A 26218-nucleotide genomic window follows, 5' to 3' on the forward strand; every position below is an offset into this window, starting at 1 on the left:
ATATGAAATTATCAACTAAATTACCACCAGTGATTTTTGGCACAAGCGGCTTGGGCAATATTTACGAGGCAACCCCATACGAAATAAAGCTGGCTATTGTCCGGGAATGCGTGAACAATGTACCAGGCGGCATTGCTATCTTCGATACTGCCGGAAAATATGGAGCCGGCTTAGCTCTTGAAACATTGGGAAAATGCCTGAAGGATCTGAACGTACCGAAAGAGAAAGTAATCATTAGCAACAAGCTGGGATGGTACCAAACCGAACTTAATACACTTGAACCAACCTTTGAGCCTGGGGTATGGGTTGGCCTAAAAAACGATGCCGTTCAAAAGATCAGTTATGAAGGAATTTTAGAATGCTTCGAACAGGGGAACCAACTATTGGGCGACTATGACTCTCAAATGGTTTCAATACACGACCCTGATGAATATCTGAAAGCATCCCTAGACCAACTGGATGAAAAACGTCGCTTCAATGATATCCTGGAGGCCTATAAGGCGTTGTTTCAACTAAAAGCACAAGGCAGAGTTCGCTCAGTAGGCATCGGCGCCAAGGATTGGCGTTCCATTGAGCGAATCTCACAGCATATCGATCTAGATTGGATGATGATAGCCAACAGCATTACGCTGAAATCGCACCCCAAAGAACTGCTGGATTTTGTAAAAAAAACTCACTCGAAAGGTGTAACAATCATAAATTCAGCTGTTTTCAACGGAGGATTTCTAATTGGAAGCGATTTCTACAACTATTCGCAGGTAGATAAAAATACACCTGAAGGAATTGAGCTGCATCAGTGGCGCGACCAATTCTTCGCACTTTGCCAAACGTTTGGGATAGCGCCGGCAGAGGCGTGTTTCAATTTCGGATTCAATATCTCCGGCATTGACAGCATAGCTTTGAGCACCAGCAAACCCTATAAGGTAAAAGGGAATATTGAAATGGCCACTAAAACCATCCCGCCCGCGTTTTGGGAGGCGATGGTTCGGGAGGGCCTGTTAGAAGGCATCAATTTTTTTAACACCGATAAAAAATAGGAATCATCTCAAATGAAATAGAAGTTACTTATCCATATTTTTTCAAGAAACTTAGGCGCTTTTTTTATCAGAATTCGGATGATAAAAGAAGCGCACCCCCATCCGGGAAACTTGCGCTTCTAACCTAAATTTCAATTTATAGAAAATTCAAATTGACTAAACGGAAAACTTGTACCATCTCATCTATTATTAACTAACCACCCTTGTCCAGCTATGGTTTTTTCTCTATCAGAGATTTATCTATGGCATTTTCAACAGCAGCAACCAACTGGGCTTCAGTAGGAAGATCCTCTTTTTCTCTTTCCGGAGCCTGTACAAGAATAATCCTGTTCTCTTTCGTGATCAATGTTTTTACCAACTTATTTACCTCTTCAAGTGTAGTGCTAGCAATTGCCTTTTGAGTTTCAGCATATATAAAGTCGATAGACGGAACCCTACTCCCTATCAGAAAACTAGCTAAATACTGTTGAACAAAAGTTGCAGAAGGGGTTTTATCTTTCTCCTTAAGCTGCTTCTCCACATTCGCAAGAATATTCTTTTTTACAACACTCAACTCAGAGTCCAAAAACCCGAATTTACTAGCACTTTCGCTTTCAGCCAACGCCGAACTAATCGCTTTCTCCAGTGTAGCTGCAGACAATGACACTACCGAAGTTTGAAAAGCATTAATTCCTGGGACTAAACCTCCCTGATAGGCTCCAAATTCAGTCTGTGCAAAGAGGAATGGTGCATTTCCTTTCTGAAGAACTTCTTGTAACCTTGCAGCCAACATACTGTTGATCATGGAATAAATTAATGTTTTTTTGTAGTCTGCAGTTGTCGTGGTGACCTGTCCTCGTTGCTTAAAAATAATCACAGCAGTACTAAAAGGCTGCTCTGAATCAGTAACGACTTTTACCAGTGGCTCTTTATTGTCTGGCAAATCGTATTTTAAGCGTGGTCTGGAATTAACCGGATTCGTAAGGTCAGAAAAATTAGTTTTGATTAATTTTTCCACCTCATTTACATCAAAATCCCCCACTGCAATTACAGCCTGCAAGTTCGGTCTGTACCAGTCTTTGTAAAATCTGCGAATCTTATCGTGCGTAAAAGTCTGCAGGATATCTGTCTTACCAATTGGCATGCGGGTTTCATAGCGGGAACCTTTCAGCAATAATGGCATCAGCTGCCTACTCATTCTTTCTTTAGCATTTTTACCACGTTTGCTATCTTCTTCAATAATAACACCACGCTCTTTGTCGATTTCTTTATCTTCCATGACTACTTTTCCTGCCCAATTGGCTAGAATTTTAAAGCCATCCTTAAATCTTTCAGCGCTATCGGTAGGAACTGGTAGCTTATACCCTGTTTGCTCAAATCCACTATATGCATTTAGATCAGCGCCAAAACGCATCCCCGATTTTTGCAGGTAATTGATCATTTCATTTTTAGAGAAATCCCGTGTACCATTAAATGCCATATGCTCGGTAAAATGGGCCAAACCTTGCTGATCATCATCTTCCATTAGCGACCCTACTGCAACGGCCAAATGAAGCTCCGCCTTGTTTTTGGGCTCAGTATTCCTTCTAATATAATAGGTTAATCCATTAGCAAGTTTCCCGATTCTAACATCTGGATCATTAGGAATTAAAATACCTTCGACCTCTTTTCTCATTGTCTGAGCCGGTTTTATAGGCGCAACAACTTTCTTTTGTGCATAAACGGAACTGTTAAATACCAAAGCGGTAACGATTCCTACTGCAAATACATTGATCTTATTTCTCATAAATATAAAAAAGTAACTTTTCTTGTTAAAAATTATGTTGGTATATTGTATCTACTTCTTATTGTCCAATTCAATTGGATTATTAATAGGCGCAGCTCTTTTATATGCTGGCCCAGTTCTTACCATCTTTACATCAGGGATCAATTTGGAAGTAAAGGCAATTGGATCGTCCAGGTATTCCTCCTTTTTCTTTATATGTTCAGCCAAGGTGGTATTAATATGTTCCTTATGCAGCTCAACTAACCACTTTGGTCCAACGTATTTTTCATATTCGATAAACTCAAATTTAACCTGTTTCTTAAGGTCAGAAGCGTTGATAATCAGACCAGGAAGACCTGAAAGCTTCCATGGTCCCAAATGATAAGGCAATTGGCGTGTAAACCACGCCTCATATATTCTGCCCTTCCATTCCCCTGTCGCTTTTTCACATTTATAACCCGAAATAGTAGCCGTTTCTTTCCCAATCTTCCATTTTATAATGGGAAAGTCAATATCGTAGTAGTAATTTTCTACCATAGCATCGACTCTTGCGGCTTTTTTCTTTTTGTAATCAATATATATTTCGTCCCCCGTACGATTCTTACCTATATGTGACATCCGTTTGAGATTTTTTGTAAACTCCAAATATTGCAAAGTTGTCGAGTCACTTAACATCAAAGCATGAGATTTGTATACACTAGAGTTTGCACCCAGAATCAACACCATTTTGTGGGTATACACCTTAGTTAAATCTGTAGTGTCCCTAATATGTGAAAACTTGTAAGTTACTCTTGCAATGACCGTATCCGTACTTTGGGCTCTTACACTGATTGCCGCCAGCAAATGAAAGCAAGAAATGATCAGTAAAATTGTTTTTTTCATGAATTGTTAGTTTTATAAATTATTAGATTATTTAAATGTTTCGGCCATTTTTACAGCTTTGTAGGCATTGACAATTCCACCTGTTTTACTGAGCGCATCAAGTGTAGTTTTTTCATGGGATCCTGGCTTATTAACGAATCCATCAATTTTGGTAACAGATCCCTCAATTATTGCTTTTACTTGTTTCGCAGATAGTCGTGGGAAATAGGATCTAAGAACGGCAGCAAGTCCAGCAACCACTGGAGAAGCCATACTTGTTCCACTCATGATATTGTATTTGTTAATACTCCCTGTAACCGTTGAATATATAACTGATCCTGGCGCAAATACGTCTACGCTTTTCACACCATAATTGGAATAACCAGCGACCAGGTTATCGTTCTCATAACTACTGGCGCCAACGGTTATTACATTTGGTGCAAACTCTTCCTTTTTCAGGTATTTTGCAGTTGGATAAAACAACGTGCTATCAACATTTCTGCTATCATTACCTGCAGCCTTAACAATAAGTACATCGTTTTTATTTGCATAGCGAATTGCATCCTCAACCCACTTCCGCTCCTGCGAGAAGTCCTTGCCAAAACTCATGTTAATAATCTTTGCTCCATGATCTACCGCATACCTGATGGCAAGCGCGACATCTTTGTCATGCTCATCCCCATCTTTAGGGGTAACTCTTAACATCATCAGCTGCACATGATCTGCCACCCCATCGATGCCAATATTGTTTCCTCTTACAGCACCAATAATACCGGCAACATGGGTTCCATGAGGATCATGGCCAGCGCTCACATTGCTATTACCATAATATTTATCATTCAAATCAAGTTCATTATCTCCAACAATTTCAGCTCTTAAGTTTTTAGGCGCTGTCTGCGGAACTTTTACAAGCTGTTTTAAGCTATCCAATTTTTGATTTGCAACTTTTAGCAACTGCTTATTTGTACTGCTAATGCCAAACTCGGCAAACGACCTGATATAGCTATCCTGCTTCCGTTTTGTTGCATCGTCAATCGCCATATATGATTGGATCTCCCCAAGGGTATATTCTTCTTTTTTTAATACTTTTTTGAAAATCAGGTTATATTCATTTATCCACCTAAATCGATTCCCCATAAACATTACCTGTCTTTGCTCAGGCGTAGCCGCTAAAACTGCATTTTTGCTTTTCAGCCATTCCTGGTAAAGTAATTGCTTTTTTTTTCGCATCCTTTTCTTTGGATCCAGATTAGCAAACCGATCTGAATACCTGAAATAAAATCTGACGCGCTCATAGCTATCTACCGTAACATTTTTTTTAGGATCACTTGAATTCCCGAGGAAATTCCATCCAGAGTTCCCTTCCGGACTATGCCATAATACAGTTTTCAGATCTTCATGCAGGGTGTCAATCCCCGAATCCATTATCGCAACAATTACCGGAACTGATTTTTTATTTTTCAGTAATTCCTGATAAGTCCTTTCCATACTGATTCCATACACACGATCGTTTTCATGGTCCAAAAGATGCCAATTTTTTACGGGGTCATTCTGTGCCAGAACGTTAAAAGCACCAGCAAAACATAGGAACGCAAAAAGCGTTAGTTTTTTAAATTTATTCATTATAGTATTTTTTCAATCGCTTTATAAAGAAATTCGTAATGATTACGGGTGATTTTATCACCCCTTTTCTGAGCCTTAATCAACAATGTGCTTAACTGCTTTAATGTTGAGTAACAGATCACCTGATAGTCCATCATAGCTACATCCTGATATCCCTGTAATATCCACTCGCGGGCAGGTTTAGCATCGTCCAGTTCTGGAAACTCAGTGCTTTTAGTCTGTGTTATTCCGTTAGTGTTCAACTTGGTATTTGTATTTCTTTTAGCTTCGGGAGCAAGTTGTTTAACAGTTCCATTTCCGGAAAGCAATGCCTTCACAAAAAAATATTGTCTCGCCCTTTCGTACTCGTCAGGTACTTTGTGTTTTAATGCAGACTTCCACACAAACTCATATAAGTCTTCCATATAGGTTTTAGGAGTATATGGATTAGATGTAAAGCCTCCGGATTTTGTGATCCGTTGAAAAATATCTCTGTCCGTGAGTGAATTAAGGAGCTTAATCTGTAGGTCTTTAATCTTTAGAGTGCTCATCCATTTTGGCAACTCAACCATTTCAGTAAAAAGAAACTGCAAAGCCTCCCGCTGTTTCTTTACAGGGACTGCTTTATAGAATTTGTCTTTTTCATTTTGAGATAGATTGCTCAGATGGATCCCCCCAATATTGGCCAAAACCATATTGGTGTAAGCCGTATACTGCTGAAGCACCAGACCGTACACTTCAGCTTCGCTCCTCTGTGCTTTATCTCGGGAAGCTCCCCATTGAGAAAAATGTTTAACAATATATTTGAGGTTTTCAATGCCATACCTGCTGGCTTTGACCGCATCGTCACCAACATCTCCCTCCTGTGCTGTAGGATCGAGTGGAATTCTGGTATAATCCTGTGCAGCGTTTCTGTACAACGGATTATCAGCGTATTCCTGAAACCATTTCATCGGCATTTCCGCATCCTTTTCAGGGGAATCTGCATCGAAGATAGGTTTGTAGCCCATTTTTATGGCAAACTCGTCAAAAGGTCCTAATTTCATTGGCATGTAAGTCACACCCTTATCTTTAGGCTGAGCAACATAATTAAACCTTGCATAATCCATAACAGAGGCACTGATCCCATACTTACCAGTAAAAGATCCGCTTCGCAAGGAATCCACTGGATAAGCAGAAGACCCAGCCATATTGTGCATTAATCCAAGTGCATGTCCACTTTCATGGGTAGCGGTATGACGGATCATCCGCCTTAGTAAATTTGTATCTATCACTTTCCCCCTAACACCTGGAACTGTAGCTGCGAGTTGCGGAAATGCCCAGCCATCGTACATTTTTAACACACCATGATAAATATAAACCATACCCTGCAATATTTCCCCAGACCTAGGATCAATAACCGAATTACCCTTGGCATTCTCCACCGCATCTGGAATGTACCTCACGGTTGAGTACCGGATATCTTCGGGATCGAAATCAGGATCATTTTTTGGAAAATCTTTTGCGATGATCGCATTTTTAAACCCTATTTTCTCAAAAGCAGTTCGCCAGTCTTCGATCCCTTTTCGAATCGGTTCTTTCCAAAATTCAGGGAAGGCATCATCCACATAAAAAACGATTTGTTTTGCCGGTTCAATTAACTCTCCTGCTAAAAACCGCTCCCTGTCTTCAGGCTTTGGCTGCAAATTCCATCGTTGGATAAACTCACGGCTTGTTACCTGCTTAGTATCCTCATAGCTGGTAAACTTCGCCGAAAAATAGTTAACCCTCGGATCGGAAAAACGCATTGGCATCACCTGAGTTGGTAGCATACGGATAGAGCGAACCACATACTGCTCAGATGGCTCTGGAGAAGTTTGACCGAAATGACATTCAATATTGACATTTTCGGGGAACGCTCGCGCACCGATAATGGCTTCAAAAGAAACTTCTTTAGCGGTCGTCTCAAAACGGTCAATTCCAAATTCCTTATTTCTAAGCATAAAATCGGCTATACCAATCACAAAACTGGAGTCTCGTGCCGACTGACACAAAATATCAAACTGCTGCACTACTGGATATATGCCATTTCGCTTAAATGCAAGTTCCAATCCCTTTTCCTGCCTACGGCTATCTATCTCCTTTTGTCTGATCATCAGCTTACCTTCCTCTCTGGTAAAATAGAACACCTTAGAAACAGCCAAGAGCGCTCCCGCATAATTATTTACTACCTTACTACTAGATTTAACTTTAGAGGTCATAATCAAGTCTTTATTTAAAGCCGTTGCAGGAATTTCCAAATAGTACTGACCATCTGAAAAGTGTACAGAGAACATCCCCCGCTCAGTTCTAGCGGTTTTAATAAAATTAGGATAGCTTAAAAGTACAGCCCTTTTATTGGGCTGCGCTTTTAAGAGCTGAGAAAATAAAAGGCAAAAGCCAAGCAATAAACACCTAAAAATTAGGTTTTTTTTCATGTACGTACTATTAAATTGAATGGCCTTCTTATTTCTGCTTAATGGATTCTACAATTGTCTTCATGATATTGTATTTCTTAATCACATTGGGATAAGCGGAGTTAGCGGCAAGGAATGTTGCATCTTGGTTTGCAAGAACTGCCTTGATATAATCGCTTACGTCCTGCTGTCTGGATGGCGTGGTATAACTAAAACTCGTTGGAGAACTGATAAAGCCAGAAGCAATAGATAAAAAAGTGTAAAATCTGACATTCATTTGATTTCTTGGATAAGAATTGAAATAGGATATACTGATACCATTCAAACTACTGAGATTATAGCTTGCAAACAATGCATCTGAAACTTTATAAAAATCGACCAAGGTACCCGGCTTATAATCTGAAATATAAGCGCTGATTTCATTGGCCATAATCTCAGTCTTTATAGCCGATTTGGCCGCATTTGTTTTGGTGTTTAACACATTCAGATTACTTAGTACTGTAGTAGTGAGTCCCTTTATCGTATTGACATATTTATAACCACTGGAATAAGCCCTAAGGGTATCTGTTAATAAAAAACTTCTGGGCTTAAGATTGTATTTTTTTAGTTCAGGAATAATTGAATCTCTTAGAAATACCACACCATCAGTAATCTTCGCTCTTTTTTTAGGAATCGTGAAAGTAGTTGGAAAACCATTTGTACCTTCAATGAAGTAATTAAGGTCCAGGCGTTCGTAATACATGAGCGGCTTACCAGCCAGATCCACACCTCTATTTTGGACACCTATAGTGTCATTGTAAAAAATTGGAATGCCGGTAGATTGATAAACCTGGTAAATCAAATGGTCAATAGGATCAGCAGAATCTTCTTTTTTATAATAATTTACATCCAGCCCTGAAATTGTTAAGGGTTTATCCTTGGCACATCCTATAAATAGAACAATTAGTGTCAAGCATATATATATTAATCTTTTCATTTTTTTTAGTTTTTAATGGACTATCTATTGACTAAGGCATAATTTGTCTTAACGGACGTTCATTGTTAATCAAAGTCCCGTTATTTATCGTGAGTTCCGCATCCGGAAGTGGCAATACATATCCACCGCCATTTTCCTCCAAATAAGTCCCAAGCCTATAAGTACCCACATACTCAACTTTACGGCTCACAGTACTGTAGGCGTATTTTTTATGCAAAATCTCCTTAGAAACTGGGTATTTACTACTAACAGCATACCTTCTAAGATCAAACCATCTAAAACCCTCAAAACACAATTCTAGCCTTCGCTCGTTTCTGATGAAGTTCACTAGTGCTTCACCAGACAAATTTATTGAACCTGCATTGCCATCTTTAAATCTTGTTCTTCTTAAATTCTGAAGTGTAGTAATTGCGTCCGCAGGTTGATCCAACATGGCTTGTGCCTCAGCTTTACCCAGATAAACTTCTGGAAGTCGGATTAAAAACTCACTGGAAACCGAACCAATTGATCCGCTGGCTAATTTATTTACATTATAAAAGGTAGTTCCATCCTGCCAATTCATTTGCTCTATGAAGAAAAAAATGGGACGAAGATCACCTTGCGTATAGCTTTCTCGCAATGAAGCGGCAACCTTATAACTATTACTATAAGGATAAAAAATATTGTTAGGAAAATTACCTCCCTGAGAAAAGATAGTTTCAGGAGAACCGGCATAAGTAAAACTACCGATATTGGTATAGCTATTTAGATTTAAAAGAGAATGGGCAGAATTGATTACCTTATTGTATTCTGTTAAGGCCTGATCCCATTTACCAGTAAATAAGTAAACCCGCCCCAACATAGCGTGTGCAGCAGCCTCATTAGCACGATAAACAGTAGGCTGTTGTATCCCAGACAGATTAGTCGCAGCTAACTCTAAATCTGCAACAATCTGTATATAAACCTCTGCAACAGTGGCACGGGTATATTTTTTATCTTCTATGTAGTTGGTGAGCTTCAAAGGCACGCCCAGATCTGTTTCAGCAGTTACCTGACTAAAAGGTTTAGCATACAGATTTACCAAAGCAAAATAGTAACCCGCACGCAAAAATGCACTTTCACCCTTTACTTTGCGGTATCCCTCAGGATCTGAGGTTTTAAACCTTTCTACTTCCTCATATACGGTATTTATTACAGCAATGCGATGATAAATATCTTTCCAGGTTAAATCAGTAACAGGAACTCCATCTTTGATAAAAGGCTTCTGTGCCCAAAGGTGAAAACCTTCGTAAGTACCTAGCGGATTGCCAGAGCCCGATCCCATCACATTCTCCTCCGAATCATCATCCATTAGATGAACCATTGAATAACTGTTCCCCTCTACTAAGCCCAAATATCCTTCACCAACAAGCAGTTCGCTTAAATCAGCAGCAGAATTTGCATAAGATAGATCCTGTGAATTTTCTTCTAAAAACTTTTTGCATGAAGTCAGCATTAAGGTAAACATCAGCAGAAAGAAATAAGTATTTTTAAATTTCATGACTTTAGGTTTATAAAGAGATATTCAGATTAAAAGAGTAAGTTGGTCTGAGCGACATGTTGATAGTAGACGAGCTGCCTGCCTGTGTGGTAGGATCTTGTCCATTCAAATCTTTACTAGCCAGCGTAAACAAATTAGTACCAGAAAGGCCAGCATAAATGGATCTTACGAACAACCTCTTACAAAAATTTTCGGGTAAATTGTAACGAAGATTTACACTCTGAAGTTTCAGATAATTCCCACTGACTACCCTAATATTTGAGTAGTTATACATTTCCCATATATTAGAAGAGAAAGCATAGGTTGTACTGCCCCACCATGGACTAAGTGTTTGTCTAAAAGTAGTATTGTCGATCACACCGGGTATATTGGTATAAATTTCATCTCCTGGTCTTTGCCATCTGCTACTCATCTCGTTTCTTACATTTTCTGTCGGTTGCGGCGCAATAGTGCCTGAACTTAAGTTCGGATATAACTGAAGTAACCTGATTTTAGATCCCAAACTGTAAGTAGCGTTAAAGCCAAGGCTCAGTCGTTTGTAAGAGAATGAATTGCTAAAGCCCCCCTGAATGGTCGGAACGCGAGAACCTGAATACTCCATCACAGACATCATGACTTGTTCATTGGTCTTAGTTTTATATAAAGCACTGAATTCAGCCTGATCAGTACCATAAAATACAGGTCTTCCGTCTACTGCACTCAGGCCTGTATATTTGTAGGAATAAAAACTATTTAACGGCTGCCCAGCTATTTCGATATTACCGTTCAAGTAATCTCTATAGGTTGTTACATCACGAAGCACATTTTCCTTATTAGAAATCGCATTATTAACTAGGGTATTAATGATCTGACCAATTTGAGGATCAAACGTCCACCTGAAACCATTAGGATTTGAAGTACTGATGTTATTAACAGGCACAAAATTTAATGTGGCTTCAATGCCCTTGTTTACAATCGTACCCGAGTTTACAACATACCCCGTTACACCATTTATGGCAGATACAGTTTTTGATAAGAATGCATCCCTGGTTTTTTTATAGAAGTAGGTAAAAGAGCCATTGATCTTACGGTTAAACAATGAAAAATCTAACATCACATTGGTTGAAGAGGTCTTCTCCCAATTTAAATTCGGATTAGCATATTTATATATTGTGCTCGCATATTCACCGAAATTAACATCCATAGCACCTTTTTTGATCAACAACTGTGTGCTTTCATTATCCAACATATTACCTTGCCACCCATAAGATGCACGGAGAGACAATTGATCAACCCATTTGGTACTTTTCAAGATATCATCCGCGATATTCCAGCGCCCGGAAACAGACCAGATAGGCAGAAGTTTATCATTACTTCTGGAACCAAACTTGTTAGATGCATCGATACGGCTATTTACGTTAAATATGTATAAATTATTATAGATATATGTGGCTGTAGCAAATGCAGATGCCATATTGGTTAACTGGGCCGTCCGCCTACCCAATGCTTCCTCGGATTGTGTCCATTTTGCATAACCTGTATACAAAACCGGATCAACTGGATTGGTCACTAAGCCCCGATCAGGATCAAATCCCCGGTGCGTCTGAGCTAACCCACTATACTTATTAGATGAAATCTCCCCACCCATTACCCCAATAATTTTATGCTTCTGATTTCTATCCAGAAAACTATCATAGTCTAACTGACCTCTAAGCACATAGCTTTCATGGCGATTATCATCTTGCTTTAATTCTCCACCAACAGGCATATAATTTAATCCAGGAGAGGCTATATTTCTGAGGCTTCCAGCATAAAAAGTATTATAGCCATGATAAGTATCGTGCGCAGTATTATCAATAGTATAGCCAAAAATCAACCCAACCTTTAAAGGATTACTGACTCTATATCCTAATTGAGTGTTTAAGTTAATACCGCTCGAATTTAGGCGCTCATATGAATTGTCCCTATCTGAAATGATATTAAATGGCACATAATCCAGACTGTTTGGATTACTTTTGCGGTCATAGTACCATAAACTCCCATTTTCATTATACGCTGGGACAGCGCGGCTTGTATTATAGGCATATCCCATAATATTTATATCCGAAGGCGTATAATTTTTGTCGATTTTATTGGCTTGTAAACCTACCTGATAAGTTAACCTCTTTTGAATACCGTTTACTTTTATATTTGCGGTATACTGTCTGTTATTTTCGCCTCTAATGGAACCTGTCTCGTTATTAAAACCCAAAGAAGAATAGTAGTTGAAACCATTCGACCCTCCACTAGCAGTAAGCGTATGTTTGTTGGATATGGCATTCCTGGTCAGAATATCAAACCAATCTGTATTCAGCCTTTCATAATAGCCAACCTTTTGCACCATCTCATCATAGGAAATCTGTCCGCTGTAAAAGTCTTTCAAAGCACCTTCATATCCAACCCATGAATTAATAGCCGGATAATCTATCCTTTTTTCAATAAGATCTCGGGAAAAAGCAATGCGATCCTTGGAGTTCATCATGTTTACACTCTTATCACTATAGCTTGGGTTTGGCGAATAGGTGGTAGAAACAGAATAATTAATTGTAGCAGGCCCCGTTTTACCTTTTTTGGTAGTAATAACAATTACACCATTTGCCGCACGAGCACCATATATGGCAGTCGCAGAAGCATCCTTCAGTACATCAATCTGATCAATATCGTCAGGGTTTAGTCCTGAGACCGCATTACTTAACAAATTGACAAAATCAAGGTCATTAATCCTGGTTGGATCCACGTTTACAGGATCCTGTTGTACAATTCCATCAATTACCCACAGCGGTTCCTGCGTTCCCAGGATTGTAGATGTTCCTCTGATCCTAAGTCTTGGCGCAACGCCCACCTGTCCGGTATTTTGCATGAATACCATTCCAGGGACTCTGCCTTCCAGCAAACCTCCAATTGTATTGATACCTGGAACTTTGATATCATCCATTTTTAGACTAGTTACAGCACCAGTAAGCACTTTGGTATCTATTTTTTGGAAACCAGTGTTGATGGTAACTTCATCAAGTGCGGAACTTTTCTCTTTTAATACCACATCGATTATTAACCGACCTTTAATATCTACTTCCAATGTTTCCATACTCAAAAATGAAAATACAAGAGTAGTTACGTATGCATCAGGAACACGCATGGAGTAATTTCCATTGTTATCAGTTGCAGTGACCAGATTTGTTCCTTTCAATTTGACTGTTACGCCCGGAATAGGTTTTCCTTTTGCATCGAGTACTTTACCTTTTACATAAAATGGATCAAACCTCGACTCTTTGTAAATTGTGGTCTTCGGTTCATTACGGATAATAACATCCTTTCCAAATATTTTATATACTACGCCAACATTTTCAAAGCAAGCTTTCAAAGCCTCTTCAAGTGTGGCATTCTTGATACTGACATCAATTTTACGATTGATGTTAATTTCATTCTCATTATAAAACATCAAATAGCCACTTTGCTTTTCAATATTTTTGAGTAATACCTTAATACTCGTATTTCGGTTATCTAGGGTTATTTTCTGACTGTAAGCAGAGCCGTAAACTTGCATCATAGAAAGAAACAATAACATAGTTGTCAGCTTCATAATTAAAAGCTTTTGTGGTGAAAGCCATGCCTTTGGCATAGCCATAGTTTCATTAAAATTCATTAATTTTACTGAGTTTTGGTTAAAACATTAGGTTGTCTAGTTTTTAAAATCTGATAGGGTTAGCCAGAATATAAACCGTAGAAGCGTTCGAAGGATTCTGCGGTTTTATTTTTTCAACCCTTTTTAGGGTAATTATTTATTCATCTGTTCGGTTTTAGGGTTAAAATTTTGGTTAATTATTAGGTTCAACGATAAGTCTGCCATTTTTGACTTTACAATTCAACCCGGCATAGCTTAATCTCTTAATCAATTCAGGCAAACTGGAGTTTCTTGATATTTTCCCACTAAATACACCTGCGGGTGGAGCTCCCTTATACATTACTTCAACATCATACCAACGTGATATTTGTCTCATGATTACTGCTACAGAGGCCTCGTCGAAATAAAAAACATCATTTTTCCATGCAATGGCACTCTCGGTATCATCACTTTTAGAAACTGATATGGTATTTGACTCAAAACTAGTTAACGCTTGATCGCCAGGTAACAGTTCTTTACGACTATTTCCTTTACTTATTTGCACTTTTCCTTCAAGCAGGGTGGTATTCACAACATCCTCATCAGTATAAGCATTGATGTTAAAATGCGTCCCCAAAACTTTCACCTGCTGTCCCGCAACAGCTACAATAAAGGGATGAAGACTATCCTTAGCAACCTCGAAATAAGCCTCACCTACTAGTTCAACATTTCTTTCTTTCCCGGTAAAACTCGCAGGAAACTTTAAAGATGATGCTGCATTTAACCAGACCACGGTTTGATCAGCAAGTATAACCTGATATTTACCACCTTTGGGGGTAGCGATGGTGTGATAGCCCACAACATCGGTGGAAGCATCAGCGTTGTAACGTAATTGCCCGTTTTTTGTTTTTTGAATTGTCAGACCTTTTTCACTAGTAATCTGGCCATTTTGAATATCAGTCAAATCGATAATTGTTCCATTGCTTAGGGTAAGTATCGCCTTATTTCCTCCAGGCTTGATTTGAGTAAAAGTAACAGGAATAGCTGGTTTGTGATACAAGTACAATCCAACGGATAAAATAACCGCAATCGAAGCTGCGATACTGATCCTGAACAGCCAATTGGCTCTTAACGACAGGGTACCTTTCACTTGGATGTGATCACGCTTAATGCGATTTAAAACCTGTTGAAGTCTTTTGCTTTCTTCCTGATCCTTTTCCACGTTGACATGTATATTGCTTAAGCCCGATCCCGTAATTGCACAGAGTTTATCTTCCGGAATGTCACCAAGCGCTTGCAATAACTGCTTAATTTCAATAGCTGCCAATTCATCATTTAAATACTTCTGATATAGAAGCTGTAATTCCTGTATATTCTTCAAAATGCGTATTCCCTTTTTATACTATACGCTTAGAAAAAGACCTTCCTCTACTTAGTTTCAAAAAAAATATTTATTTTCAGTACCGGCTGGCTAAAAAAGCAGAGACCAATAGTATAAAGCCTTCTTTTGACGAGAAAAACTCCTTTTTTATTGTCTTTGTAGCTTTTACAATATGATTGCTTATGGTAGAGGTAGATATATTTAACATTTTAGCGACTTCCTCATAGCTTTTTCCTTGTATTTTGCACAAATCAAAAACCAAAGCCTGCTGTTTTGGTAATCCTGCAATGGCTTTATCCAAAATATTTTTACTTTCTTTATAAAATAGATCTTCTTCGGTGGGATTATATAACTCTGTACTCGCAGCAATTATTTCGTCCTGCAATCTGGAATCACGAGAAACTTTCCTGTAAAAATCATTGACAATATTATTAGCTATGGTTAAAATATAATATCGAAAAGGCTGTTCAGTATTAATAACATTGCGCTTATCCCATATTTTAACAAAAATATCCTGGGTTAATTCTTCAGCAAGGGAAATATCCTTGACCATCTTCAATAACTTCCTATAAATATCTACACTATATTGATTATATAGTATTTCAAAAGCGGATTCTTCGCCAGACTTCAGTCTTTTTAACAAGTCATCATTATCGTCAAAATCCACAATAGCCATTTACCTTTTTCCTGTATATTTAATTTGTGAACTATTCCAGTGATAAGCTTTTCACCAAGCAACAGGAAGATGTTTAAGCAAATTTAACATTAAATATAACATATGATAATTAAGCTTCATCGCCAACGCAAAAAAACAAATCGTTTACATCTAAGTAAATGAGAAAAGGGCTAATCAAATCATTTCATTTTGAATCTGTTTACCACAGAATAAAGTTGTACTAAGCAACCTTAACAATTCTTCTAAATGAACCCTTTCTTTCCCACTATAAAATGATACCGCATCCTTTATTTTCCGATAAAGAAACAGAACAGATTGCCGATTAAAATCAGAAACCTTATCATCCATCTTCATTTCTATAATTTTACCATTTACTCCAGTAATAGAAATAGGTTCAATCAGTTTGATCAACATCAGTACAAACTTCTGTTGAAGCTCCATAGATGCTGAATGAATAGGCTGCTTACTATCAATATCTCTAAACGTTAAACTGGCAACGAGCGTTAACATATCTGGCATTAATGGTCTATCACAAACTTATTTTTAATATCATTTGTAAAACATACGCTTCGATAATATTTAGCGATAAGCTGCGGCAAGTTCCAAAGCCTGATAGGCATTAACAATCCCCCCGCTTATGCATAAATCTGAAAATTTCGAAGTGGCAGGAGCATTATTTACTTGCAAGTTAACCAAATGTTGAACTGGGCTAACAGACCGGATTAAGATGTCCTTAATCTGTTCGGCCTTTAGCTTTGGATAATACGCTTTTAGCAGAGCGGCGATACCTGTTACTACCGGTGCAGCCATACTCGAGCCACTTTTAAACCCATAAGCAGAACCGGGTATTGTACTGTAAATCTGGTTCCCAGGAGCAAAAACATCCACGTTTTTTTTGCCATAATTTGAAAATGACGATTTTAAGTTGCTATCATTTACTGGATTTGAAGAGCCTACCTCTATCCACTTTGAAGCCCTTCCACCATCCAAATAGTTGCGACTGGGATATACCGGTTCTACATCAATATTCTTACCTTCATTACCTGCAGCATGAACGATCAGTATATCTTTAGACATCGCATATTTTACGGCATCATCCACCAGCTTTTTATCAGGTGATAATGATTTGCCGAAACTCATATTTATTATACATGCGCCATTATCTACAGCATATCTAATTGCATTGGCCACATCCTTATCCCGTTCGTCACCGTCCGGAACAACCCTCAGCACCATAATTTTTGCAGCATTTGTGATCCCATCTATACCAAGTCCATTGTCCCGGATCGCCGATATTATCCCCGCCACATGTGTACCATGACTAGCCTCAGGCCCTGTCACGTCATTATTTCCATAAAAAGCACCTAGTTCAGCATTATCACCTATTATCGCTCTAGCGTTATAATCTTTATTCTTATGGTAATCCGCTATCTTCTTCACAAAAGCTAACAGCCCGGCGATTTGCTGGGCATAGATATCTTTAAATTGTTGTCCCGTAGCCAAATGCTGCATCATTACTGCGCGTACTTGGGCTTGATTAGCCGTACGAGGCTTATAAAGTTCGAAATCCTTTAATGAAGGATTTGGATTGTTATTTAAATTCACAAGAATGGTATCCAATACATTCTTAAAAGGCTCCAGGTTACCAACCATACCCTTAGCTTCTGCATAATCCTTTTCCACTTCAGATTTACTGGCTTTATAAAGCATAAAATCAGCCAGATCTTCCTTTTTTACTGTGGATGAGTCCAAGCCCTTGAAACGTTGATCACCAGCAACCGTCAGTCGGGTGATTTCGAGGTTATCGTATTGCACGTTTCCTTTTGCAGACCCCAAAAAATTCCAACCATGCACATCGTCTACATAACCATTATGGTCATCATCTTTATGATTACCTGCAATCTCCTTTGGATTGTTCCAGATCACAGTCTTCAAATCCTCATGGTTAATGTCAACACCACCATCAATTACGGCAACCACAACAGGTTTCGCCTTTTTACCTTTCAGCAAAGCTTTGTAACTCTTTTCCACTCCTGCCCCAAATACACTGTCTCGTTTAATATCCAGCAAATGCCAGTTGGCAGCAAGTTTGATAGGTTGCTGTGCCAGAACAGGTGTAAAAGGAAATAGCAAAAAAAGTGTAAAAATTATTTTATTAAATGTTCTCATCAAAGGAATAACTAAAGATATAAGTGGATAAATAGAAATTATTTTGTCTCATTAAGTATTAAAAACCTGTCAAACCAACTCCACATTTTTCTTTCAAAAAAAGACTTTGATTTGCCAAAATAAATATGCCCTTGTCCCGGCAACATCACCAGTTCAAAGTCTTTATCCGCATTTATTAAAGCATCTACCATTCTCATGGTTTGCACAGGATTTACATTATCATCAGCGTCACCACTCACCAGCATTAGTTTACCCTTTAGCTGGTGGGCAAGAGGTAGATTTGTTTTTACATCGAAGAGAAAAGTGCTATCTCCCTCTACAATCCCCTGATGAGATTCTCCCCACCATCGATTGTAAATGGTATTATCGTGATTTCCTGAGGCACTCACTCCGACTTTATAGAAATCAGGATACGTACACATGGCAGTAACCACCATAGCTCCCCCGGCAGAATGGCCAAAAATTCCAACTTTAGTGGTATCTATGAAGGAATAGGTTCTGGCAAGATCATGAATAGCATGATAATCATCGGCTAAAGCAAAATCCCTAAGATTATTATAGCCAAAAGTATGGTATGCCCTGCTACGCTGCGGACTTCCTCCGCGATGCCCCATTGTAACAACTATTGCCCCCATTTGTGCAAGCGATGCATTAAAATTACCATCTACACTAAAGTGTATATTTAATTCTTCAGTTTGTGGCCCTGGATAAACATGTGAAATGAGCGGATATTTTTTATTTTCATCAAAATTGACCGGCTTCCACATAACGCCGTACAAATCGGTTTTACCGTCGGCTGCCTTCACACTAAAGGTTTCAGGCATTTTCCATCCGGTTGCAAAAAGTTTACTCAAATCCGCTTCTTCCAGCTTCATGTTCAACCTTCCATCCATGCTTTTCAAGTAAGCATTCGGCCCAAGATCTGCACGTGAAAAATTATCAATAAAATATTTCCCTGAAGGAGAAAATCTGATTTGGTGATCGGCGAACTCCGGCGTAAGCAACTTCAATCCAGAACCGTCAAAATTCACTTTATAAATCATCGCATAATAGGGGTTACATCCTTTTTCTCGCCCATAACCTTCGAGTACAATTTCTCTTTTTGCCGTATCAACCTTCAGCACACGTCCCGCTACCCAATTTCCTTTAGTGACTTGATTTTTAAGTTTACCCTGATGATCAAATAGATAAAGGTGTCCAAAACCCGATCGCTCGGAATACCAGAGTATCTCCTTATCATTGTTCAAAAATGACAAATAAGCCTGTTGTTCATTGAGATAGGGCTTACTTACTTCGTGGATTAAGACTTTTACGATACCGTCTGCAAGATTAACTGCGCATACCTCTATCTCATCATTTGTACGCTTCTTTCGCGTAAAGTAAACTTGTTTACCATCTTTACTTTCCCCTTTCAACTCCACCATCTGGTCTTTCCAGTGGCTCAGATCTACTTTTTTTAACTTAGCACTTGAAACATCGCCTATTGAAAATTCGTATTGAGGCACATATTTATCTCCAGGAAGTTCATAAACGTAATCCTTACCGTAAGGTACCGGTGCCAATGCGTTCACAATTGTCATCCGGCTTAATCGACGACTATCTTTTCTGAGCATGTAAAAGTGACGCCCGTCAGCAGCCCAGATTGCCTTTGGCAGCACATAGCCCGAAGAGGTATCACCATCACGTTCCTGATAGCTGTAATCTTTGAATCCATCATTTGTCAGCTGAATCGTTGCAGTATCAACTGGTTTTCCCGTTGTTTCAGAACCTTCTGGTAATTCCTTTTTAAGGAACAGATTGTATCCTTTCGAATACAAGATGTATTTCTGATCAGGTGAGACTCTAAAAGCTGCCGGATAATACTTTAATGGAGGACGAAAGTTCGTAAACAGCCGCGGCTTGCTGACCTTCAATGCTTTATCTAATAAAGGTTTCCTTTCTTTCTTTTCCGGATCCACCAATACATCCCGTTCACCGTCTTTTGTCGTATAACTATACCAGAATTTATCTCCACCATTCAAAAAATTTGGGGTGACTGATGTACTGTACAATAATTCCTTGGAGTTTTCAAGCGTAAACTTCTCGAAAGAAATATAGTTTGACTTTTGAGCAATAGCAATTTCCACACACATGGCAAGACCAAATGTAAGATGATACCTAATACGCATAAATTTTATTTTTCAGCGTTACTTCCGGCATATCGTTGGCTAAGCTCAGTAACTTTATTCCTAAATCCCTCGCTATCGGCCAACTCCATCGCCAAAAGCAACCATCTTTTAGCGAGCGTTGTATTTCTAATTGGAGATTGATTGATATTGAAATCTGCCAGACACAGATACTGCCACCCGGCGGCATGTTTTAAAGCTGATTCGGAAATCGCCTTTAAACCTGCGTCATCCTGATCTCTAATCGCAATATAAAAATCTACCTCCGCAACCATAAAGTCAACAAAAGGAATATTTCTGCGCTTAAGATCTTTAATGAATGCCAGATATCGGTCTTGTAACAATATCCTTGGCGGCCTAGTGTCATACATTTTAGCCAGTTGCTTATAAGAAATATAAATATCAGACATCTTTTTATAGGTCAAATCAACACCGTACCTATCCGCATAGCTTTTATGATTCGCAGTAAAAAACTGCACCGCTCTGCTGTCAATCGAAAGAAATGTAAGTACATCAAAAAAAGGCTTCCGAAACAAAATGCTATCACCTTTTTCCCCAACTACTAAATTAATAACAGAATCTAATTTAGCAAATTGCATATCCGTAATCATCATTTTAAAGTATTTTTCAATCAGGTCGACAGATCGCTCTCCAGAATTAAACGCCTGTTCCAAAGAGACTTCTACCTCCCCGCTATGTACCCCTTTTGCCCACTCCAGCAAAGGCCCTGCTTCCTGTTTTCCAAATCTCTTAGATACCGCATAACCATCTGCATTAATAAACATCAGAGTCGGATACCCATTCACCGCATAACGCACCTTAAGTGCAGGTCCCTCGCCCTTCTGCATGTCAATCTTAACCACAACAAAATGCTGGTTGAAAAAATCACCTACATCTTCCCTGCTGAAAGTTTCCTTCGCCATTTCCAGACATGGCGCGCACCAAACAGTATAACAGTCCAGAAAGACTAATTTCTTCTCAGCTTTAGCCTTCGCAAGTGCTTGATTCCAACTGCCTTCAAAGAACCTTATCCCTTGTGCTTCAGCCACAGCTAATTGAAATAAATAAAATATGATCACTATCAAAAATCTTTTCATAATCATTCCTTTACAGTCAAATAATAAATCCCATCAATATCGTTGAAGGATAAAAAGAACCCATTCCGCGATTCAGCAATTCGTCATAAACCTTTTTAAGGACATCCAAATAGGGTTCATTTCCTGGAAGCGTAAGTGCTTCTTTAGCCAAAGGAAGTATTTTTGCTCTTGGTTCACTTCGAATAAATTCCCAATTGGCCATCCTTAAGAAGTCGTAATACATCCATACCGGAGCCCGATCGAGACTTTTCTCCATGATAGCAACAGCCTGGTCATAATCCCTTCGCTTACAATACATAAAAAATTCTACCTCTGCGGCCAGAAAATCAACATCAGGTAGCTGCTGATCTCTCATCTTTTGGATATAGGCCCTAAATGGCTGTTCATCAATTCCTTTGGACGCTGGCATCCGTAAAAAGTTAGTAAGGTATTTACTATTTACATAAAGAGCCCTAATCTTTGCATCGACATCGCTTTTGCCATATAATTTATATAATGCACGACGATTTTTCACCACATACATCAACATTGGCGAATCGATTTCTGCAAGTGGCAACAACTCATAGAAATACTTTTTCTGTAATAACACGGCCCCATGAGCATTATAAAGTTCATTCAATTTCAATCGTGCTTTGAAAGTCTTCCCTTCTTTTACCAAATCCAAAAAGTATTGATTGATGAAAACCTCGTCTATTTTACCTTGTGCTAGCAATTCGTCATCACTAACAGTTGGTTTAACAGCTAATGCATCTTCCGCCCATTTCAGGTATTCATTCGGGTTTCTCAATCCCACAATATCCGATATCTTGAAACCAGAGGAATTCGCAATCACCAGTGTAGGATAGGCCGAGATTTCAAAACTTTTTGACAGGTTAACACCAATCCCTTTCTCCATATCCATCTGTATACTGATGAAATGCGCATTGAAAAAATCTCCCATATCTTTTCTGGGAAAAACAGTCTTCGAAAGCTCTGCACAAGGTACGCACCAAGTCGTATAACCATCCAGAAAGATTAATTTCTTCTCGGTTTTCGCTTTTTGGAGTGCTTGCTCCCAGGTACCCTTGAAGAATTCGATCCCTTGCGCTTTCAAATCTATATGTACAAGGAGTAATAATAGGATACTTGCAGCAAAAGTTTTTCTTAATATCTTTTTCATATATCGGTAGATTTTCAATTTAAAGTCCATATAATCGCCTGCCCATTACGGTTACCGTCGGGATTATGAGAGCGTCAGAGACTGGTCTGCGAAGCAGTTCCGCGAACGATTTTGCTTTACTTTTAAAGGCATTATCCTTACTTAAACTGATAGCCTTATCAAGCCATGCTGCAGCTTTAAGTTTATATTCAGAATTGGAAAAGCACCAGTTAACCATAGAAGCCATTTCGTAATACTTCCAACTGTCTTTTGTATTCAACACAGCCTTCTCAGCAATCTGAAAGGCTTGTTGCGGCCTCCCTGTTCTAGATAAAACATAGACCTCAAGTTCCGCAATTATAAAGCCCTTATCTGTCAAATTGAGCTGTTTGATCTTGTTCAGCAATTGTTCATGAACCTGCTCCTTGTATCCCCTTGGCATCGTAAAAGGAAAAATCCTACTAAGTGGGCGAACAGAAATAAATGCAGATCTGAGCTTTTGGTTAACAGTATCTTTGGTAAACATTTTATCAAACTTAGCCCGATAATCTACAACATAGCTTATAGCAGGGTCATCAAACTCCAGTAAATTGAGCAATTGAAAATATTTAGGCTCGGCTAAGGCTTTGAGCCCCTCTGCAGATAAAATTTTTTGAAAAGCTTCTCTCGCCTTGTTGATCTGTCCCTCTTTAATAAGTGTTCCGAAATAACTTGTGATAAATTCTGTGTCGCGAATGCCATTATCAAATTTCATTTCAGGAGTAAGCACCTTCGTCTTTGTCAGACCCCGGTCAGCCCAACTGATCAATGTGTCAGCTTCCCAATAGCCAACAATCTGATCAATTTTATATCCTTTTGGATTAATCAACAATAAAGTAGGGAAAGCAGTTATACCGAATTTCTTAGTCAGCTCAATTCCTACGCCTTTTTCCATATCCACCTGGATATTGATAAAGTTTTCGTTATAAAGATCCCCCATCTTTTTAAGGGGGAAAACTTCAGCCGCCAGCTTTTTACAAGGAACGCACCAACTGGTATAGCAATCTATAAATATAAGCTTATTTTGCTTTTCCGCTTTGGCCAATGCTTGCTCATAAGTTCCTTTAAAAAATTGAATGCCTGGACTGCTCTGAGCCTTTAGTATAGAGCTTCCAAAAGCTGTTAAAAACACTAAAATAATTATTAATCTGTTTTTTTTCATTCGAAATATATAGGGTGATTTTATTGATATATTACCCCTGGCAAAAGTGTTTTGTACCAGGGGAATATTTTAGTTAAACGTAAAACCCATTTCAACCAGCTTTGTCTTAATCCTGTTATACTTAAGCATAACTGGTACATAGCTTCCATAAGTGGCCGTAAACTGTGCCGTGGTATTGGCAAAAACTGCTTCAAGATACATGTTAATATCCTGAGCAATAGTTGGTGTTCTGGGAAAACCGTAATCTTCACCGGAGTACTTACCCAAAAATCCAATTTGTTCCGGTTTGTTAAACCCGCTATTAGCAAAGTAAACTTTAGATAACTCTAATTGCGACTTTGTCGAACTGTAAACATCCGCAGTAGTATAAAAAGCTCGGGAGATATTCAAAAAATTAGTGCTCAGCCAAGTCGCATTAGCATCTGAATTAATAAAGGTACTCACCATAGAACGAAGCACTGCTGCTCTTAAGATATTTTTGCTTGTTGCATTCAATGTACTGAATTTGTTCCCTTTGCTTATACCAATAGTGTTCAAGCCTCTGACAGCAAACGTGCCGGAAGACAGGCTATTTAGGGAGTCTAGTAGTAAAATACTGGGCACATAAATACCTTTCGGTAATTTCGAGATAACCTCGTCCCGTATAAATAAGATGAGTGGCATTAATGAGGTTTTAGCGGCCGGAATCTTATAATAATCTGGAAGCGGAGCGACTGTTCCTGCCGAAGTAGTTCCCGTAAGTGCATAATTTACAGCCAGCGTCTCGTAATACATAAAACTTTTCCCTGAAGCATCAAACCGTTGCTCTCTGATTACTGTATCGTTGTAAAAGATTGGTACACCATATTTTATATAAATATTGTAAATTTCATGATCCACCGGATCAGATGGATTGTCCTGAACGGATAGAAAATTTTTATCGAGCAAGGAAGGTTCCAACGTAGTCTCTTTCTTACAGGAAGTAAATAAAACAGCTAGCACCAAGGATAATATGATATATAGTTTCATAAAAAATCTTTTTAAATATTTAACGTTATTTAATAGTTCTTACTGGCCGCGTCAAATTCTTCAAGCTACCCTGATTAAATTCTATTGCATAATCTGGAATAGGCAACACATAAGCGGCCTTATCTTCGGCGTAAGATTTCAATTCAAACGAACCTTCAGTATAAGTATTAAATGTAGTTTGACTGTAAGTATATTTATTATGTAATATGGTAACATTAAAGGGAAATAAACTATTAACTGCATATCTGCGTAAATCAAACCAACGCTGTCCTTCATAACAAAGCTCTCGTCTACGCTCATCCCGAACGAAGGTCACCAGATCAGCGCCGGTAGCGGTCACCGCTGTTAAATTAGCAGGAGCAAATCTTGCTGTCCTCAAAACCTGTACAGTGGCCTGCGCCTCGCCAGAACGGCCCAATACAGCTTGAGCCTCTGCTTTATTTAAATAAACTTCCGGTAAGCGAATCAAGAAATTATCAGAAACGGAGTTGGTCTGATTAGCTGGCGTGGCTAGTTTCTGGCATAATGGCTGACCGTAAATCTGCGAATTTTTAAAGAATACTGTCCTTCTTAAATCACCGGCACTATACTTAGAAATCAGATCAGAAGAAGTTTTGTACGCTGAAACCAAACCTGGAAAAAAACGCCCTGTAAAATCGCTTACATAGATTTGATTCATGCTATAGCCACCTTGCGTAAAGATAGTTTCAGGAGAACTTCTGAAAGTAAAGCTTGCGCCTGTAAATCCATTTAAATTCAACAAACTGTACCCTCCCTGGTTTAGTACAGCATCTGCTGCCTGTATACACAACTCATATTGCTCAGTATACAAATATAGCCTGCTTAGAAATGAATTCACAGCAGAGAGGTTTGGGCGTAATGGATTTGGAATAACGACATTTTGTAGACAAACCTTAGCCCTCTGGAGATCTTTAAATATCTGATCGTAAATAACCTGTACAGATTCCCGAGTAAAGAATTTATCCTCCACTTTGGAGTTTAATTTCATTGGCACCCCTTCATCCGAAACTGCAGTCGCTTTATTAAATGGTACAGCATAAAGATTCACGAGCAAATAATAGTACCCCGCTCTTAGAAATCGAGCTTCCCCTTCAATCTTATCCAGTGCGGCATTATCCTCTTTACCCCTCAATTCATCTGCAAGTTCAATAACAGCATTGATACGCGAGATGCTTTTGTAAAATCTCTTCCAACTATTATCCTGAACAGACACATTCAGTGCATTAATAAAAGGTCTGGGCTGCCAGCGATGAAAACCACTCAGCGTATTTCTAGGTGCATTACTTTCCGGCCCTATATTCCCGCCCACAAACTCTTCCGAGTCATCGTCCATCACATGGATAAAAGGATAATTAGGCTCAGATGTTTCACTTCCCAACTGAAAAGTTGCCGGACTCGAAACTACATCAGTAGGATTGCCATTATACATATAGCATTCGCCAATCAACACCTCATCCAAATCCTTTGCCGTACTGGCATATACTTGATTCTGCGAATACTCCTCCAGAAACTTTTTACAAGAGCTGAACGTAACTACAATCAGCATCAATATTAATATCTTTTTCATAA

The 26218-nt window shown here is 38.8% G+C and carries 18 protein-coding genes; 1 reads left to right on the forward strand and 17 read right to left on the reverse strand.

Features of this window, described 5'->3' with window-relative positions; all coding sequences use genetic code 11:
- Positions 1-2 precede the first annotated feature (2 nt).
- Positions 3-1037 carry an aldo/keto reductase gene (locus tag BLS35_RS24485; RefSeq protein WP_090786342.1) on the forward strand — a complete coding sequence of 345 codons (1035 nt, stop codon included), beginning with the start codon at positions 3-5 and terminating at the stop codon, positions 1035-1037.
- Between the two features lie 211 nt (positions 1038-1248).
- Here the strand turns inward: BLS35_RS24485 and BLS35_RS24490 are convergent, their stop codons facing one another.
- The 17 genes from BLS35_RS24490 to BLS35_RS24570 all read right to left on the reverse strand — a co-directional run bounded on the left by BLS35_RS24490 (position 1249) and on the right by BLS35_RS24570 (position 26216).
- The gene (locus BLS35_RS24490; protein WP_090786344.1) at positions 1249-2802 is read right to left on the reverse strand and encodes a M16 family metallopeptidase; all 1554 of its coding nucleotides are present in this window, start codon (positions 2800-2802) and stop codon (positions 1249-1251) included.
- Positions 2803-2853: 51 nt separating this feature from the next.
- Positions 2854-3663, reverse strand: coding sequence for a GLPGLI family protein (locus BLS35_RS24495; RefSeq protein WP_090786346.1), 810 nt, complete (start codon positions 3661-3663; stop codon positions 2854-2856).
- Between the two features lie 27 nt (positions 3664-3690).
- On the reverse strand, positions 3691-5265 hold the full coding sequence (locus tag BLS35_RS24500; protein ID WP_090786348.1) for a S8 family serine peptidase: 1575 nt from the start codon (positions 5263-5265) through the stop codon (positions 3691-3693).
- Complete coding sequence (locus tag BLS35_RS24505) at positions 5265-7700, reverse strand: zinc-dependent metalloprotease (RefSeq protein WP_090786350.1); 2436 nt, start codon at positions 7698-7700, stop codon at positions 5265-5267. Before BLS35_RS24505 ends, BLS35_RS24500 begins: the two co-directional genes overlap by 1 nt.
- Positions 7701-7728: 28 nt before the next feature.
- Positions 7729-8655: a hypothetical protein gene (locus tag BLS35_RS24510; RefSeq protein ID WP_090786351.1), complete on the reverse strand. Its 927-nt coding sequence runs from the start codon at positions 8653-8655 to the stop codon at positions 7729-7731.
- Positions 8656-8686: 31 nt separating this feature from the next.
- Positions 8687-10174 carry a RagB/SusD family nutrient uptake outer membrane protein gene (locus BLS35_RS24515; protein ID WP_090786353.1) on the reverse strand — a complete coding sequence of 496 codons (1488 nt, stop codon included), beginning with the start codon at positions 10172-10174 and terminating at the stop codon, positions 8687-8689.
- Positions 10175-10184: 10 nt separating this feature from the next.
- Positions 10185-13835, reverse strand: coding sequence for a SusC/RagA family TonB-linked outer membrane protein (locus tag BLS35_RS24520; protein WP_217634951.1), 3651 nt, complete (start codon positions 13833-13835; stop codon positions 10185-10187).
- Between the two features lie 172 nt (positions 13836-14007).
- A complete protein-coding gene (locus tag BLS35_RS24525; RefSeq protein ID WP_090786355.1) occupies positions 14008-15174 on the reverse strand; it encodes a FecR family protein in 1167 nt (388 codons plus the stop codon).
- A 76-nt stretch (positions 15175-15250) separates the two neighbouring features.
- The gene (locus tag BLS35_RS24530; protein WP_175459630.1) at positions 15251-15841 is read right to left on the reverse strand and encodes an RNA polymerase sigma factor; all 591 of its coding nucleotides are present in this window, start codon (positions 15839-15841) and stop codon (positions 15251-15253) included.
- A gap of 183 nt (positions 15842-16024) precedes the next feature.
- The gene (locus BLS35_RS24535; protein WP_132226065.1) at positions 16025-16360 is read right to left on the reverse strand and encodes a hypothetical protein; all 336 of its coding nucleotides are present in this window, start codon (positions 16358-16360) and stop codon (positions 16025-16027) included.
- 69 nt (positions 16361-16429) lie between these two features.
- The gene (locus BLS35_RS24540; protein ID WP_090786360.1) at positions 16430-18019 is read right to left on the reverse strand and encodes a S8 family peptidase; all 1590 of its coding nucleotides are present in this window, start codon (positions 18017-18019) and stop codon (positions 16430-16432) included.
- Positions 18020-18057: 38 nt separating this feature from the next.
- Positions 18058-20187 (reverse strand): S9 family peptidase, encoded by a 2130-nt coding sequence (locus BLS35_RS24545; RefSeq protein ID WP_090786362.1) that lies wholly within the window; start codon positions 20185-20187, stop codon positions 18058-18060.
- 5 nt (positions 20188-20192) lie between these two features.
- The gene (locus BLS35_RS24550; protein ID WP_165973408.1) at positions 20193-21281 is read right to left on the reverse strand and encodes a thioredoxin family protein; all 1089 of its coding nucleotides are present in this window, start codon (positions 21279-21281) and stop codon (positions 20193-20195) included.
- A 16-nt stretch (positions 21282-21297) separates the two neighbouring features.
- Entirely contained in the window at positions 21298-22440 is a 1143-nt protein-coding gene (locus tag BLS35_RS24555) for a thioredoxin family protein (RefSeq protein ID WP_165973407.1), read from the reverse strand.
- A 19-nt stretch (positions 22441-22459) separates the two neighbouring features.
- Positions 22460-23620 (reverse strand): thioredoxin family protein, encoded by a 1161-nt coding sequence (locus BLS35_RS24560; protein ID WP_090786369.1) that lies wholly within the window; start codon positions 23618-23620, stop codon positions 22460-22462.
- A gap of 69 nt (positions 23621-23689) precedes the next feature.
- Complete coding sequence (locus BLS35_RS24565; RefSeq protein ID WP_090786371.1) at positions 23690-24628, reverse strand: hypothetical protein; 939 nt, start codon at positions 24626-24628, stop codon at positions 23690-23692.
- Positions 24629-24653: 25 nt separating this feature from the next.
- Positions 24654-26216 carry a RagB/SusD family nutrient uptake outer membrane protein gene (locus BLS35_RS24570; protein WP_090786373.1) on the reverse strand — a complete coding sequence of 521 codons (1563 nt, stop codon included), beginning with the start codon at positions 26214-26216 and terminating at the stop codon, positions 24654-24656.
- Positions 26217-26218: the final 2 nt, after the last annotated feature.

Source organism: Pedobacter sp. ok626, assembly GCF_900100435.1.
GTDB lineage: Bacteria > Bacteroidota > Bacteroidia > Sphingobacteriales > Sphingobacteriaceae > Pedobacter.

Excerpts from the sequence above, each read along its gene's own strand:
- BLS35_RS24485 (WP_090786342.1), top strand. The coding sequence starts at position 3 with ATGAAATTATCAACTAAATTACCACCAGTGATTTTTGGCACAAGCGGC.
- BLS35_RS24490 (WP_090786344.1), bottom strand. The coding sequence starts at position 2,802 with ATGAGAAATAAGATCAATGTATTTGCAGTAGGAATCGTTACCGCTTTG.
- BLS35_RS24495 (WP_090786346.1), bottom strand. The coding sequence starts at position 3,663 with ATGAAAAAAACAATTTTACTGATCATTTCTTGCTTTCATTTGCTGGCG.
- BLS35_RS24500 (WP_090786348.1), bottom strand. The coding sequence starts at position 5,265 with ATGAATAAATTTAAAAAACTAACGCTTTTTGCGTTCCTATGTTTTGCT.
- BLS35_RS24505 (WP_090786350.1), bottom strand. The coding sequence starts at position 7,700 with ATGAAAAAAAACCTAATTTTTAGGTGTTTATTGCTTGGCTTTTGCCTT.
- BLS35_RS24510 (WP_090786351.1), bottom strand. The coding sequence starts at position 8,655 with ATGAAAAGATTAATATATATATGCTTGACACTAATTGTTCTATTTATA.
- BLS35_RS24515 (WP_090786353.1), bottom strand. The coding sequence starts at position 10,174 with ATGAAATTTAAAAATACTTATTTCTTTCTGCTGATGTTTACCTTAATG.
- BLS35_RS24520 (WP_217634951.1), bottom strand. The coding sequence starts at position 13,835 with ATGAATTTTAATGAAACTATGGCTATGCCAAAGGCATGGCTTTCACCA.
- BLS35_RS24535 (WP_132226065.1), bottom strand. The coding sequence starts at position 16,360 with ATGTTAACGCTCGTTGCCAGTTTAACGTTTAGAGATATTGATAGTAAG.
- BLS35_RS24540 (WP_090786360.1), bottom strand. The coding sequence starts at position 18,019 with ATGAGAACATTTAATAAAATAATTTTTACACTTTTTTTGCTATTTCCT.
- BLS35_RS24545 (WP_090786362.1), bottom strand. The coding sequence starts at position 20,187 with ATGCGTATTAGGTATCATCTTACATTTGGTCTTGCCATGTGTGTGGAA.
- BLS35_RS24550 (WP_165973408.1), bottom strand. The coding sequence starts at position 21,281 with ATGAAAAGATTTTTGATAGTGATCATATTTTATTTATTTCAATTAGCT.
- BLS35_RS24555 (WP_165973407.1), bottom strand. The coding sequence starts at position 22,440 with ATGAAAAAGATATTAAGAAAAACTTTTGCTGCAAGTATCCTATTATTA.
- BLS35_RS24560 (WP_090786369.1), bottom strand. The coding sequence starts at position 23,620 with ATGAAAAAAAACAGATTAATAATTATTTTAGTGTTTTTAACAGCTTTT.
- BLS35_RS24565 (WP_090786371.1), bottom strand. The coding sequence starts at position 24,628 with ATGAAACTATATATCATATTATCCTTGGTGCTAGCTGTTTTATTTACT.
- BLS35_RS24570 (WP_090786373.1), bottom strand. The coding sequence starts at position 26,216 with ATGAAAAAGATATTAATATTGATGCTGATTGTAGTTACGTTCAGCTCT.